The following is a 15368-nucleotide window of genomic DNA, read 5'->3' on the forward strand; positions in this document are numbered from 1 at the left end:
TCGGCCTAAGTATCAAACAGTAACTTATCCGTTACGGCGGATCCAATATCCATTAGTATCGAATTGGTAATAAAAATTTGTTTACTGTACTCTAATCCTCCCCATTTTCACCAAATGAAGGCGATGTCTTGGGGAAAGGACAGTTCCTGCTTGGAAAGAGATGTAGAGAATCACCAATTGGTAGAATAGAATCCCGTAATTGGATTCTCCAAAAACACCAAATTCAGTAAAGGAATTGATGATGATGGGTATCAGGAGGCAAAAAAGCATCAACTTCTTTTCTGCATCTTCCCTCAGGATTCCCCGAGCAGTAAAAACCATCTGAAAAAGCACCAAAGTCATCCCCACCAAACCAAGGTTCATCAATACCTGCATAAAGGTATTGTGGGTCATTTTGCCGGGATAGGTATGGGCACTTTGAAAATACTCCTTGTAATCAATCCGCATAAACCCGAATCCAAGCAAAGGTTCTCTTGGCAGACCTTCATTGATCAGGGCCTGCCAAAAAGGAAGCCTTCCCGTCAAGGTGAGGACTTCCTCCATCCTTTCGGGATCTCCGTCTTTGAGCACCACTTTGTAGATGGCAATCGGGGCCACCATCATCATGACTACTATGGCGGCAATGGCGAACTTTTTCTTTTCGGATTGAAGCACGTGAAACCCGATGATCAACAAAGCCCCAATGAGGGATGAACGTGACCCTGTGGCAAACAAGCCATAAAACAGGATCAGCAGCTTGACAATGGTCCACCACTTGTTGTGGTTTCTTCGGATGTCAAACATCAGTCCCGCAACCCCTACACCTGCCAGCATGCCCAATTCATTGGGATTCATCATATATCCGCCCAAACGGGCCTCCTCTCCACCATGGGTTAGGCGGTAAAATACATCCGGGTTGACCCACATCCCGATGACAAACACCAGGATCAGTAAAAAAGCACTATTGCCTAAGAGGTTATACAGTCTGATGGGGTGTTCAGGGAAAAATTGGTCCAACAAGTAAAGGCTTTTGACAAAGAAAAAGCAGAAAACCAGTGTTTGGGAAGTCATAAACCACTGCAAAGCACTGTAGCCGACATTTGTACTCCACATGAAAGAAGCAAAACCTAAAAGCAGATACAGTCCATAAAAACTGATGGAGAGCACGTTATTGGTTTTTAGGTTGTCAGCAGCGCCATACAGAATGATGCTTCGGTACACATACCATGAGGCTGCCAACATGCCCATCCGCCCGATGACTTTGATAATGCGGGTGATGACCACATTTTCACTCCAGGTAAAAAAGCAGGCCGTCATCAGGAGTAAGATCAGCAACAACTGCCAATTGATCTTCCTGAGAAAGGCACTATGGTCTTTGGGTATAAATTCCAGTTTCATTTATTGATACAGTTCATCAAATTTCTCAACCAATACAGGCCATGAAAACACCTGATCAAGCATTTCTTTGGAGCCTTGGATGTACGGTTCAATTTGCCCGGATTGATAGGCATTATAGATATCCTCCATACTTTTTTCCAAGGCATTTATACTTTCATTTTCAATGCCTATGCCAGCCTTAAAATCAGTGACATAGCCGGCCACATTGGTGGCTTGGGTGACGATGGTGGGTGTGCCCAATGCTGCTGCTTCCAAGACAGCGGTGGGCAGGCCTTCATTCCTTGAAGGATGGGCAAAAACGTGCATTTTACCAATCAATTCATTCTTTTCGGCTCCAAACTTTTTGCCCCAAAGCACGACGTTTTTGAGTTGTTTTTGGTCAATGAAATTCTCCAGGAAAGCCTTTCCTTCCCCTTCTCCGATTATCCATAATTTGGAATCGGGATATTTTTTCTGGAATAGGTAAAAGGCCTCCATCAGCAAATCCAAACCTTTGGTATATGTGTCCAAACGACCTACAAAGCCTACGGTAAAGTCATTATTTTTTATAGGTTTGATTTGGTCCACGTTCAAATCAAATCCATAAGGCAACAAAAATGAATGGGCATTTGGGAAAATTCGATTCAGCCCACCCATCTCACTTTCGCCGATGGCATGCACTTTATGTACCCTTTGGAGCAGGGATTTTTCAAATAAATTGAAATAGTGTTTCTTTTGAAAAGAACTCCTTTTCATGGCGACTTCATTGTAGGCGCCATGGGGTGTGAGTACATATTTGATGTGGTTCTTAGCCAAAATACCGGAGAGACTAAAGAAGACCGGAATCCATCCGCCATGGAGGTGAAAAACGGCGTTTCTATTTAAAAGAATTGCCTTTTTCAATGTCGCGTTTACCGCAAAAGGAAAACTTTCGGCCTGAAACAGAACTGTTTTGAAATTTCTTTCCGGATAATCATGGACAGGATTCGGAGTAATGCCCCAAACCTGAACTTTTTTCCCGGCTTTGGATTGTTCTGAGGCAAGGTGAAAAACCACCTTATTTACCCCATTTAGGCGGTCCGGATTGGCTTTGCCTAAAACGATGTGAATGATTTCCATAATTGAAGATTTCTGTTTAATAAAATGTATAGCCAATAAGTAATCAGTAGCAACTGGGAAGCTGCCAAGCCTATCAGGACTCCGGTCAACCCAAAATTTGAAAGTAGCGCATGGGAAAAAATCAATGCGAATGTCAGGCTGAACAAATAGCCGTAAAAGAAATGCCTGTTAAGCCTCAAGGCACGAATCAGTAACCGGATGGGTTGGCTAATGAAAACCAATACATACAAAAGGGTTATGGCCTGGAGGAGAAAGGAATAAGAAGCATATTCCTCCCCTCCTGCCATCACAAAAATTTGTTGCGAGAAGATAAGGGTGACCGCCAAAACCGGCAAAAACAAAATCGCTCCTTTGCGGCTGGCATTGCTCAAGAAGGCCAAGCCTTGATGGATATCGGTATAAATGATGGCGGCAGTCTGGGGAAGAATGTAATTCTCAAAAGACTGCAGCAGTACATTCAATATACCCATCAGTGATTGGGCAAGTCTCAAGGCACCCAAAGCAGCCGCTCCAAGGTAAATCCCTGAGGCCACAACGAACAGATTGCTGGACCACCATTGGGTGATGGCCGTAAGAAACAACCATTTGCCTTCTTTGAAATGTAAATGAAAAGATGTTAGGAGAACTGCTTTTTCGATGTAAACTGGCTTGAGCAACCAAAAAAGAAGCAGAGATGATAAAATGTAAGGTATTGCTATATAGCTGAAAAGGGTAGAGAGGTCCTTTTGACTATCCAAATAAAAAAAGAAAAGGGCTGCTGACAATCCCAAAGTACAAACTGCATCCATCAAAAGCGTTGATTTCGGACAGTTGGTAGCCAATAAAACCCTCCTGCCAAAGTCATGTAAAAGAAAGCCTGCTGCAAATACCAAAGCTGAGAATGGGATATTGGCCTGAAAGACAAAAGCAAATACAAAAATCAAGGCCACAAATATCAAGACGGCCAAAACCTGAAGCCAAAAGGCAAAAGTCAAATATTGCTTCAGGTTGGATGTTTGACCTACCAAAACCTGCAAAGGCTGGATTACAAAAGCCCCAATACCACTTACAGCAAGGTAGATACCCAATAAATAGCCTGAGTATTGACCAAAGGTTTCCATATCCAACATCCTTGCAATGATGATGGTAGATAGAAAACTCGTGCCGCTAATCAGCGCCTGATCGAAAAGGACAATGACCTTGGGATTGTTTATAAATTTCATGTTATCCTTTTCTTTTTAGGGTTTTGATCCCTTTTTGGATGAATTGAATACTTTCTTTGATAAGGCTTGGATTGTAGCCTACCCTGTTGATGGCAAGGAAGACTTGCGGCAACTTGTATTCTTCTTTGATCAAATCCACTTCGCTAATCAGCTTGGCAGCGGTAAGCCTTGTGTCAAGACAAACTATGTTCAATCCAGCGATGGCCATGGTTGGAAGGGTGTAGGGTTGGCCAAAGTCGGAATTGATCACGATGGTTTGGTCATACTGCACAGCCTTGCCATGGAGGAATTTTTGCCATTCTTTGGTAGTCAGAGTTTTTAACCGTGAGGCCGAAATGTAGCCATAGATGGCATTTGCACTGATTTCTTCTTCCTGATAAAACTCATTTCCTTTCTCAAAGTCATTGCTTCGGATCTCCATCAAAAGCACTTTTCTGCTTTGCCTTCTGGCTGCATTGGCCATTTCCTTAGCGATGAAACTTACCCCATGCTTATGGTCAAATCCAGTAAAACAACTGATTTGGTTGTTGTTCAGCAGACCTTTTACTTCCCATTGGGCGATGGTTTTTAAGAAAAAATCTTCCTTTTCATTTTCATTTTTAAGTTTGGGAACAACTGCGGCTATCGGGATCATGCTGTTGGATTCCACAGAAGCCTGGTCGTTGACCCTGCCTTTGAGCATGTGGACCACAAATATCAAAGACATTGCGCCCAACATTCCAAGAATGGCGGAGACGGCTTTGATGATGATGCGGTTGGGCGAAACAGGCTCTTTGCTCACCGTGGCGGGGGTAATGATCCTATGAAAGGCAATCTTTGCCGCTTTGGCTATTTCTGCTTCGATTTTCTTTTGGTTGAGGAAATTGTATGACTGTTGGAAAATCTCGAACTCTCTGTTTAGGATGGTCATCATTCTTTCCTTTTCAGGCACCTCGATAAAGGCTTTTTCAGATTCTGAGATATCAAGACTTAACTTTTCATATTTAGTCTGAAGGTTTTTGCGGGTATTGGTGATGCTCTCGGCGAGGTATGAGGTCAAATCCTGGATTTTGGCATCCACTACGATTACCTTTTCATCTTTTTCGGTGTACTGTAGGAGCAAATCCTTTTTTTCTGCCTGAAGCTGTTTGATGTTTTTGATGATTTCTGTCGAGAGGAGGTCGGTAAAAGCCTCAAAATTCGGGGCCAGTTCCAAAAAATTTTCTTTTCCTGATTGGACATATTTTTCAAGATCCCGGATCGCTTCAAGACTCATCTTTAGATTGGTCTGTTGGATTTTGAGTTGGGAAATCTGCCGGAGATCGGTTTCCGTTTCCTGCCTGATATTGGTAATATTATTATTATCACGGTAATTGAGGATCATTTCCTCAGATTCCACCAGTTTTTCACTGATTTCGGCAATACGTTCATTCAGGAATTCTACCGTGACATTTGCCGCACCATATTTGTTTTCGATATAATCTTCGATATAAGCTTCCGCAAGGGCATTTGGAAACAAGGCAGCCTTGCCGGGATGGGAGGATTTGAAGCTGATTCTGATAACAGGTATATCCTTATCCACAGCGATAATGTCAATCCCTGCGTTGATCTGATTGATTTGTTTTGCAAGGCTGTTGACTGTGAATAAATAGTCATCAGCGATCCGGAGGTATTTTTTTTCCTGAAGCAATGCCTCATTCAGCCGGACGACTGCCAATGAATTTTCGATCAACACTGTGTCACCAATATGGCCCTGATAAACATTTTCTTTTCCATCACGGATGATAAAATCCTTGTTTTCATTGATACTCAGGTTAAAGGTGACATCTTTGAGATTTTCATTCCATTCCAATGGAGTGATGATAATTGGGCTGTCAAGAAACAATTCTGTCTTCCTAATACTGCCTGACCTGAAAACCTGAACTTCAAAAGGAACCTTTTCCAATGCCTTTGAAATAAGAGCATGTGATTTGAGCAATTCTATTTCACCGTTGATTTTTTGGGTTGTAGCGAATACATCCAGGTCTTTGAAGAGGTTACTGTTGGGCACACCTTCTGTCAAGTCCGCCAACCGCAGCTTCGCAGTGCTTTCATACATAGGAGTAACATATTGCAGGTACCTGCTAGCCACCAAAAATGCGAGCATCATTGCACCGATGATGATAGGCCATCCGCGTAGGTAGGGTTTTATAAAATTCAGGGAATCATTCATGTTTCTGATGTATTAAAATGCACCGAAAAGGATCGCTGCGGCGGTAATTGCAGTGGCAAAAGGGATGATGATGGATACTCTCCTATCAAACTCCTTATTTTTCTTGGAAGGAACGACCACCACATCCCCGGGATATAGATTGATGTTTTTCCTGAGGTAATCTCCATTTTCAGTCAGGTCTATATTGGCCACGTAAACGTCCTCTCCTACCTGCCTCATGACTTTGATGTTTTTGGCATTGGCATATGTTTCCAATCCTTTGCATCGGGTGATCATTTCCAAAAGGGTATTGCGTTCTTTGTCGACATTGATTACCTGAGGATCGCGAACTTCACCTAAGACCGTGATTTCGCGGTTTAGGATTTTGATGTCCACTACAGGGTTTTTGATCCATTCACCAAAACGGATTTCTAAGGCTTGTTTGAGTTGACCAGTAGTCATGTTTTCCACTTTGACTGAACCGATTTTTGGGATTTCGATATTCCCTAGTGCATCTACCATCAGCCATTTGCCATACACTTCATTGGAATTGTAAATCCCGTATGTGGAACCCACACTCAGGTCATCCTCTCCCCAGATACTGACAGTGATCTTATCATCTTTTCTGATATGGTACTCATAATTGCCCTCGGGCAAAAAAATACTGTCCAGGTCCGAAACCTCATTCCCAGCCTCTTTGTCAACAAACAGGTTGGTAGTTTTGCAAGAGGACAAGCCCAGAACAGCAAAAAATACAAGAGCTATAAAACTTTTCATGCTTATACGAGACTTAAGAATGATTTCAGAATGGATGGCTTTCGGTCTCTTAGCATTTGCTTGACCACTTCGATCCTTTGGATCACAGCAAGAATATTCATTTCCATGTGACAGTCTTTCTGTAGGTAGTCAATTGCCCCATGCTTAAGGGTATCCACAGCGGTTTGAATGTCGCTTTGACCGGATACCATTACCACAAAAATATTGGGGTTATATCTTTTTATCTTTCGGAGTGTTTCGTAACCTGAGTACACATCCATCTGATGGTCCAAAAATACGATATAGGGATTTTGATGAATTTCTGAAAGACAATCCATGCCGGTTTCAAAAAGGGTAATGTCCTCAATCCCATTGTTTTTGAGAAGTTGTTCCATGATTTCCAAATGAAATCGGTCATCATCTACTACAAATACTTTTTTACTGAGTGTTGTCATTTTTTTGTTTTGTTTGTTGAATCACTTTATGCCAATATTATTCCTTAAATCTTATTTAATTGATATTCAATGTTTTACATATTTTTTTGGAAATGATATTTTTCCAAAAATTGATTTTTTTCCAAAATATGGAAACAAAAAAAGCCACCTGAAAAGGTGGCTTCTACCATAAAATGCAGGCTTGATTTTATTGCTTGAGTAATTTTCCTCCGTAGGCTTTACCGGATATGGTATAGGCCTGAATAAAGTAAATGCCTTCGCGGAGCTGATTTACATTGACTTCCATGACTGGGACTTGGTCTATTTTTCCGCTCATCATGGCTTTTCCCGTAGGGTCAAAAATTACCCAATAAGAAATCAACTGAGGTTCCATCAATTTGAAAGGATCTTCTTCAATACTGAACATGACATGGTCTATTGCGGGATTGGGATAGATTTTCAGTGATTTGATATCAGATTCCCCACTGAATTTGATGGTATTGATCACTGTATTGGTCACAATCGGATCTTCAAAGTCAAAATAGATTTTAGCATCGTTGGGCAACTGAGTGCCTTCAGGAATGTTGGTTTTTGGCCTTATGGTATATTTAAAGTAACCATGGGCACCTATGGAATCCAACATGGCCGGTGGAAGGTCGATGTTTCGGTACCATATATCAAGCTTACCTTCTGCCGAAAGGGAATAGGTGAATGGATGGCTGGAAGATGACAATTCAAAGGTATTCAGATCAAGCCATTCAGGTAATTCGTTTTCTATTTTGACATAGGTGGCTTTATAAGTACCCATGTTTTCAAATCTGATGGTATAGATGAGCGATTGGTTTTTGCGGATATAACCTTCAGGTCCATCTCCTTTGGGGCTGACTAGAATGTCGTTAGGATCAATGGCTCCGACTACTTCAATCTCTTCTGAGATTTTATTGTTTTCTTCGTTGATATCTTTTCCATCTGACTCTACATAAGCTTCAAGGAGCAAAAATTCTCCTGTTTCGGCATTTAAACCAATACTATCCGTCAATTGTAGCGACCTTACTGATCCCGGATCCAAAGTTCCCAAATCCCAGATGTATGTTTTGGGTGATGGGGAAGTGAATTCTTGATTTGCAGATTTGAGGTATGCTTCTTCAGGTAGTTTGAGATAGGCCAATGCATTTTCGGCTTTTTCAGTACCCTGATTGCTTATTTGGATGGTAGTTTCGTTCGTAAATCCTCTTCGCCAAGCGGTTGAAGCCACTTGGATGCTTAAGTCATGCCCGATTTGGACGGCATTTACGGGAAGTTTGATTTCCATAGATTCAGGCCCGTTTGAAATGAGGAACTGAGCAAATTTTGGATTAATCGTCCATTGAGGTTGGTTGAGCGTGGCTTTTAGGCTTTCCTCGTTTGTATAAAACTCAAAAGTTCCATTGTCATTGGATGCCAAATTGATTTTTCCATTGTTGAAATTTAGCCGGATATTGCCTACCAACTTTTCGTCTTCGTCCTGAATTCCGTTCTTGTTTTGATCATGGAATACTGCTCCGGAGATTTTTTTTCCTCCTTCTTCCATGACCATGTTGTATTGGTTTGTTCCAAATTTGGAGACGATTTGCTTTGTTCCACTCGGCCAAATCACCTGAACACTGTCCACGGATTCACCGTCACCAATTCCAAAATGGATATAATGGGTACTTTGGCTACCAAATCCACTGAGTGGCAGATTTTGGCGGTATTGCCACTGTCCGTTTGATTTGATGGCTACCCTCGCACCGAGAGCCTGTTTGTTGGAATATTCGCCTTGTAATTGAAATCCTATCCATTTCTTTGGGTTCCCGTTATGGCAAAAAAACCTCGTATTTCCATTCGTATGCGTAGATATCGCCATATCTAGTTGTCCATCTTTGTTGTAATCCCCTATTGCCATGCCATAGGAGTTACCCAATTTACCCGAAATGATTTCCTCTAATTTCCTTTTAAATTCTCCTTTTCCATTGTTGATGTACAAAAAAGAGGGGCCTTTGTCATTGGTTATGAATAGATCCAGAAACCCATCATTGTTTATATCAAACCATGCAGCACCGTGGCTGTCACCACCTTGCACCGAGACAATACTGCTTTCCAGTTTTTCGAATGTACCATCCCCTTTGTTTTGGTATAGGTCATTGTTTTGACCTGAAGCATTGGTGACGAGAAGATCTACAAAGCCATCATTGTTAAAATCGCCCCATGCCGCCCCTACACTGTTTTTTGCATCGGCTTCTATTGCTTTGTCTCTTACTTTTTCAAACTGGAAATTGCCTAGGTTTTTGAAAAGGGAATTGGGCCGGTCACTGCCATTCGGAATAAAGATATCCACTAAGCCGTCGTTATTGTAGTCAGCCAAGATCGGCGCCATAGAGCGCTCACTTTCCAAGGTGACAGGTGTATTGGTGACAGGAGAGAAAGTGTTGTCCCCATTATTCCGGTAAAGCTGGTGAAACCTGGTGGGGAAAAAGTTGGTGATGATCAAATCCACAAATCCGTCATTGTCAAAATCGGCAAAAGCAGCACCATGAAAATACTGTGGATCCGGATCTATGCCGGAGTTTTTCAATTCTGAAAAGTTGCCGTTTCCATTGTTGAGAAATAGCTTACTCTTATGTTGGGTCGCATTGACCAGTAAGACATCTTTTCTGCTATCATTGTTGATATCAGCCCAAACAGCGGCTACGGTATTGGTTTTTTCATTCACAAGCGGATGATTGGTGATTTTAGTAAATGTGCCGTTCCCGTTGTTTCGGTACAGTTCATTGTTGGCCGAAACATCCTTTGTGGCAATAAACAGGTCTTCATGCCCATCATTGTTATAATCTGCCCATGAGGGATTCCAGCTATTGTTTGGAGTAGCCGATATGGTGGCAATCTGACAAGCTGAATAGAATAAGTTGCTGGTGTTGGAGGCATTGTTTTGGATTCCCTGTGTCAGGTAGGACTGTTGGAATTCCCCTTCCACTGTTCCTGATACCACTGTTTCGATGCTCAGGACAGTTTCATTGGATATTGCTGAACCGTTATTGTAAGTTGGTGCCACCAGTAATTTGGTTTCTATGGAATAATTGTCGCTACCTGAAATTGTGGGTAAAGGGGTAAAGGTAACGGTACTTCCTTCGGAAGTGGAGGTAATGATACCTTTTTCTAGATTCTGATCATTTTTCTTCAGGTTACTTTCCAATGGAATCAATCCCGATGCAATTTTTACCTCTACTGTTGCATTTTCCACCTTTTGGTTTCCTCCCATTTCTAAGGTAGAAATCATGGTAACCTCTTGTCCGGGATTTGCCACAGAACTGCTGAGTAAGCCTGATTGTGAAAAACTTTGTGGAAGGGAAGATCCAAAGTAATTCATCCAATTGTCATTGAAATTGGTGGAAAGTACTGAAATATGTTCTGTGGCTTCAATGATGACATATGGCCTTTCGGGTCCTATTGGTGTTCCTGTGCCGTTGTAGATGCTTTTCCACTCATCCATAGAAAAACTCGCATCAGCATACCTTCCTGCCTCTATCTGATAAGTTTTGTTCAATTTCTGACCATTAGTTCTGGCATCTTTAATTGTCACTTGGGTATTGGTGTTCCCTGCAAAGAGGAAAAAATGTGAATTACTTCCTTGAAATAACTGTTTTGTAAAGGGATTGACCACGTTGTTTTGTCGGCTAGGGGGAAGCATGTAGGCAAGAAATTTTTTTCCTGAAGAAGTACCAGACTCAGAAGAAAGCATTGTAGCCATATCTGAGGTATTGGTAGAGCCTGTTTCCATCCAGTTGGCCTCCATGACAGATACACGCTTGCCGGGAGAACAAGTCACCCTGAACACGGTTGGGAAAGTAGCGTTGCCATTTTGCTTTCCCACCCAATCTGCAGGTTGAAGGCTATTCAGCGACCAGCTGTTCATTGCAATCCAGCTGCCGTTGAGGTATCGGCTCAGTTGGACTTGATTGCTGTTGTCCCAAGAAACAATCCTGATTTCCTGTTCTCCATTTGCCTGGTAAGGTACAGAAAAGTAAAACAGGTCACCCGAACCACTGCCATTGGAAGAAGGTACATAAGCTCCTCCATCCCGGGCATTTCCAAACAAAGCTCCATATTGGACGCTGATATCTTTATTTGATTCAATAAGATAAGTACCGCCAGACTGCATCAGATCTCTTCCATTTTGGTAAAAATTGATGATATCCTGACCTGGATTTAGTGTTCTCTGGACGACCAGTTGCTTATCAACAAGATTGATATTGGTATAACCTGTTTGTGTAGTCGGTTGGGTCGATATTTTAAATATGGAAACTGTGGTATTGTCCTCATATGCAAATACATTCAAGTCTCTCGGAGATATTGAGGTCTTTGGTGAATAAACATAAAACTTTTGACCTACGGTTTTTTTATTCACTGAAGGCACAAAATCATGCTGCCAATCACTGTCAGTGGACATTGAAGCATATACAAGCTTGTCACTTTGGATGGTGAAAAAATCCCCGTCTCGGGCCAAAGTTCCTCCGGAAGCATAGAGTGCATCGTCATTGATGCCATTGTCTTTGATATAAAGCAAATAAGATTGCCCGGCCATCAAAATTCCGCTGGCATTATCATCGCTGTCTCCATCCATTGCATCGTCCAAAATTGAAAATGAAGTACTGTCGCTCACCGCTGTCACTATAAGTGCTACATTCCGCTGAAGAGCTTCATTGTTTGGTGGTACGTAGAGGTTAAAATAAGTAGAGGGTTCACTCTGACCAAGGACTTTGAATGAAAGTGAAATAAATAATAAAAAGAGGTAGAATTTTTTCATGATACTGGAATTTCCCTGCGACGGATCAAATCCCGTACCTTATGAAAAAATGAAGTCAAATGTTTGATTTTAAGGTAGATAAAAAAGTTTTAAGAAGTTGTTTATTCCATATTTTGGAAAAAAAATCCAATTTTAGGAAAGCTCTTCGTTTTTTTCCAATGCTTCAGCAACGTTTAGAAGTGTGGTGATCAACTCTTGGACAAGCATTTGGAGTTCCTGATAATTACCCTCGGTTAAGTCAAATTTTTCCACTTTTCTTACAGTTTCTCTAAGGGAAACAATACCCATCTGATCGATGCTTGGTTTGATTTTATGGGCAGTTTTTTGAAGGATGTCGAGATTTCTTGCATCAATTCCAGTCTGGAGAATGGTGCAATTTTCCCTTGAGAGGGTAATAAAAATTTTGATCATTTTTTTCACAAATTCCTCATTGTCCCTGCTGAACTGTCTCAACATAGTCAGGTCATATAGGGGAATCTTGCTTTCTATTTCTTCAGGGGAATTATCCTCCTGATTCCCATTTTTTCCCACCAAAGGGGGTTTTGATATACTCAATACATGTTCAATTTTTCTGAAAAAATCTTGTTCATCGTAGGGTTTGGTGATAAAGTCATTCATGCCGTTGCTCAGGTAGAGGTCAATATCATGCCTGAAAGCATTGGCAGTAAGCGCAATGATCGGCGTGGTGACCTGAAGCTTTTCTCTCATGATAATAGTAGCTTCCACCCCATCCATCACCGGCATTTGGATATCCATCAAAATGAGGTCGAATGGATAGTTTTCGACAATCTCCACAGCTCTCTTTCCATTTTCAGCTTCTACAGTTTCAAATCCCAAATAATCGAGACTTTGCATGGCGATAAACCTGTTCATCTCATTATCTTCCACCAATAAAGCTTTTAATCCTTTAAATAAACCTGCAGAAATCTGTTGGCTTTTGTTTACCAAACTTTCGGGTTTTCCTATCGGAAGTGTAAGGGTAAAGCTACAAGTAGTTCCCTGGTCTTTTATGCTTTGAACTTCCATCTTTCCTCCCATGAGTTGAATCAAGTCGTGGGAAATGGCCATTCCAAGACCTGTGCCTTCATATTTGCGGTTGAAATCATTTTGCTCTTGGGAAAACTTATCAAATATCTTAGAGATAAATTCTGATGACATGCCTATTCCGCTGTCTTTGACTTCAAATTTGAGTTTTTGGTTTTCTGAATTTTCTTGAACCAATTCTACGGTAAGTTGGATACTCCCTTTTTGGGTAAACTTGATGGAATTACCTATGAGGTTGATCAGAACCTGCCTCAGGCGGGTTTCATCGCCCAAAAGGACTGGCTTGATGTAAGGGCTGACATTGATTCTAAATTCCAGGTTTTTATCCATTGCCTGGGAATGCATGATCGAGTGAACATTGAAAGCCAATGCCGAAGGGCTAAATGGTTGCTCGACAATTTCCATATCGCCTGATTCTATTTTTGCGATATCAAGCACATTATTTAGAATGGTCAGAAGGTGTTTGGCCGAACTTTCGGATTGTTTGACATAGAAATGTTGGTCATTGTTCAATTTTTCTTTGCTGAGTTGACGGATCATTCCTATAATAACATTCAGCGGTGTCCGGATTTCATGGCTCATATTTGCCAGGAATAATTCTTTGGCTTTGGCAGCGGTTTCCGCAAAGGTTTTGGCCTTTGCCAATTCTTGTTCCAATCTTTTTTGTTCTGTAATATCGAGGTGGATTCCGATACTGCCGATCATTTGGCCTTTGTCATTGTAATTGGGTGCACCGCTTACAAACCACCAATGCGGTTTTCCATATTTATCCAAAATCTCAATTTCATAACTGTCCGAAATGGATTTTTTTCTTTGGTCATTTTTGTCTTTGATCTTTGGCCTATCTTCTTCACTCAAAAATAAATCTGCTGCTTTTTTGCCCTTCAGTTCCTCAAGTTTATATCCTGACATTTCACAAAAACCTTGGTTGGAGTAAATGATAGAATCATCCACATCAACCTCCAATAATCCAAGATTCATATTTGAAATGATATTCCGGAATTTTTCTTCCTGAAGCCTGAGTTGGTATTCCCATTTTTGGCGGTTTCGGATATTGATCAGCATTTGACCAAAAAGAAACAGTAACCGCTTTTCTTTTTCACTGTAATTATGATAATCCTTGACGGAATCAAATCCAACAAAACCTACCAATTCATTCCCATCAAGCATAGGGATGGATATCAGACTCTTGATGCCTTGAGGTTCAAGAATGGATCTCAATCCACCTTCCCCATCATCTTCGAGTTCTTTGATATCAGGGATATAGAAAGCCTGATTTTTTTGGTGGCATTCGACCCATTGGGGAATATACTCCAATGGGGTTTCCTTGGGATTATCTATTTCGGGACTGATACCTGTGTTGCACCATTCATAGGTGTTGGTAGTGATTCCTTTTACAAAATCATAATCGAAAATATAGGCCCTATCAGCGGAGACAAACAGGCCCATTTTTTCAAGAGACCGGTTGATGGTGTTTTCAACATCTTTGGTGTCAAGGTTGATATAGGTGGAAGCGATGTCGATAAGTGTTTCCTGAAGCCTCAGCTCTTGGTCAATCATTTCTTGCGCCTGGTATTGACTCGTTCGGTCTATCATGACACCATCCAATCTTACTGGACGGTTTTTACCTTCGTAGATCAGTTTTCCCCTATTATGGATATATTTAACTTTGCCCATAGGGGTAATTATCCTGTATTCCGCCCGGTAGATTCCATTCTCCTCCAATTCTTTAAAGATCCTTGGAACCACTTCTTTATCATCAGGGTGGATTAATTTTTCCCACAGGGAACTATCATTGATCCAAACATCTAGAGGTACTTCATACAGATATTTTGCAGAAGGTGATATAAATAAGGATTTGAATTCAGGAAAACTCACCGACCAGACCACATCGGACATTTCATCGAGAATACTTTGAAGCTGTGATTTGGTTTCAGACAGCTCGGTGTTTGAATTTTTTATTTCAATTGATTGCTTGTCGATTTTCGTAATCAGTTCTTTCAGTTCCTTTTCGGTGATTTCGGCTTGTTTGGCTTTGTGCAGGAAGTCAAATGTGGGATCGTGTGGGGCAAAATCAGAATAGGTGATTTTGTAGGGTTTGAGCTGTTCGATATCCATTACCCAAAGGCTGACAAGGAATACCAATGAAGATTGGTCTAAAGTCAATCGGTAATCACCTCTAAAAATCAGCCCGGTATGAATATGTTTCAAAAAAAGTATATCATTATTCAATCTTCTAATGGTATCGAAACTCACCGTTTCGATGTATGGCCTTTGAATTATAAAATGGGATAAAAATAAGGAAGAGTTGATATCACCGGTGACTTTCGATAAACTTTTTCCTGATTTGATCACCATTAAAGACTTGTCTACAGCAAAAGAGAATGGGAAAGTCTCCATAAAAAAATTCAATTCATCTGACGGAGTTATTCCCATGATACCTTAATGATTTCGTGTGTATTTTC

General features: G+C 41.2%; 8 protein-coding genes. All 8 read right to left on the minus strand.

Going from position 1 to position 15368, the window contains the following annotated elements; translation table 11 throughout:
* Positions 1 to 81: 81 nt before the first annotated feature.
* The gene (locus ACZFYI_RS06165) at positions 82 to 1377 is read right to left on the minus strand and encodes an O-antigen ligase family protein (protein ID WP_462523246.1); all 1296 of its coding nucleotides are present in this window, start codon (positions 1375 to 1377) and stop codon (positions 82 to 84) included.
* Positions 1378 to 2475 (minus strand): glycosyltransferase family 4 protein, encoded by a 1098-nt coding sequence (locus tag ACZFYI_RS06170; RefSeq protein WP_462523247.1) that lies wholly within the window; start codon positions 2473 to 2475, stop codon positions 1378 to 1380.
* Positions 2451 to 3677, minus strand: a complete 1227-nt coding sequence (locus ACZFYI_RS06175; protein ID WP_462523248.1) for a lipopolysaccharide biosynthesis protein — start codon at positions 3675 to 3677, stop codon at positions 2451 to 2453. The genes ACZFYI_RS06170 and ACZFYI_RS06175 overlap by 25 nt, the downstream gene beginning before the upstream one ends.
* 1 nt (position 3678) lies before the next feature.
* The gene (locus ACZFYI_RS06180) at positions 3679 to 5868 is read right to left on the minus strand and encodes a GumC family protein (RefSeq protein WP_462523249.1); all 2190 of its coding nucleotides are present in this window, start codon (positions 5866 to 5868) and stop codon (positions 3679 to 3681) included.
* 12 nt (positions 5869 to 5880) lie between these two features.
* Positions 5881 to 6624 carry a polysaccharide biosynthesis/export family protein gene (locus tag ACZFYI_RS06185; RefSeq protein WP_462523250.1) on the minus strand — a complete coding sequence of 248 codons (744 nt, stop codon included), beginning with the start codon at positions 6622 to 6624 and terminating at the stop codon, positions 5881 to 5883.
* Between the two features lie 2 nt (positions 6625 to 6626).
* On the minus strand, positions 6627 to 7058 hold the full coding sequence (locus tag ACZFYI_RS06190; RefSeq protein ID WP_462523251.1) for a response regulator: 432 nt from the start codon (positions 7056 to 7058) through the stop codon (positions 6627 to 6629).
* A gap of 187 nt (positions 7059 to 7245) precedes the next feature.
* The gene (locus ACZFYI_RS06195) at positions 7246 to 11859 is read right to left on the minus strand and encodes an FG-GAP-like repeat-containing protein (RefSeq protein WP_462523252.1); all 4614 of its coding nucleotides are present in this window, start codon (positions 11857 to 11859) and stop codon (positions 7246 to 7248) included.
* A 132-nt stretch (positions 11860 to 11991) separates the two neighbouring features.
* Entirely contained in the window at positions 11992 to 15339 is a 3348-nt protein-coding gene (locus ACZFYI_RS06200) for an ATP-binding protein (protein ID WP_462523253.1), read from the minus strand.
* Positions 15340 to 15368 lie beyond the last annotated feature (29 nt).

It is taken from the genome of Aquiflexum sp. (assembly GCF_977115555.1).

Excerpts from the sequence above, each read along its gene's own strand:
- ACZFYI_RS06165 (WP_462523246.1), bottom strand. The coding sequence starts at position 1,377 with ATGAAACTGGAATTTATACCCAAAGACCATAGTGCCTTTCTCAGGAAG.
- ACZFYI_RS06170 (WP_462523247.1), bottom strand. The coding sequence starts at position 2,475 with ATGGAAATCATTCACATCGTTTTAGGCAAAGCCAATCCGGACCGCCTA.
- ACZFYI_RS06175 (WP_462523248.1), bottom strand. The coding sequence starts at position 3,677 with ATGAAATTTATAAACAATCCCAAGGTCATTGTCCTTTTCGATCAGGCG.
- ACZFYI_RS06180 (WP_462523249.1), bottom strand. The coding sequence starts at position 5,868 with ATGAATGATTCCCTGAATTTTATAAAACCCTACCTACGCGGATGGCCT.
- ACZFYI_RS06185 (WP_462523250.1), bottom strand. The coding sequence starts at position 6,624 with ATGAAAAGTTTTATAGCTCTTGTATTTTTTGCTGTTCTGGGCTTGTCC.
- ACZFYI_RS06190 (WP_462523251.1), bottom strand. The coding sequence starts at position 7,058 with ATGACAACACTCAGTAAAAAAGTATTTGTAGTAGATGATGACCGATTT.
- ACZFYI_RS06195 (WP_462523252.1), bottom strand. The coding sequence starts at position 11,859 with ATGAAAAAATTCTACCTCTTTTTATTATTTATTTCACTTTCATTCAAA.
- ACZFYI_RS06200 (WP_462523253.1), bottom strand. The coding sequence starts at position 15,339 with ATGGGAATAACTCCGTCAGATGAATTGAATTTTTTTATGGAGACTTTC.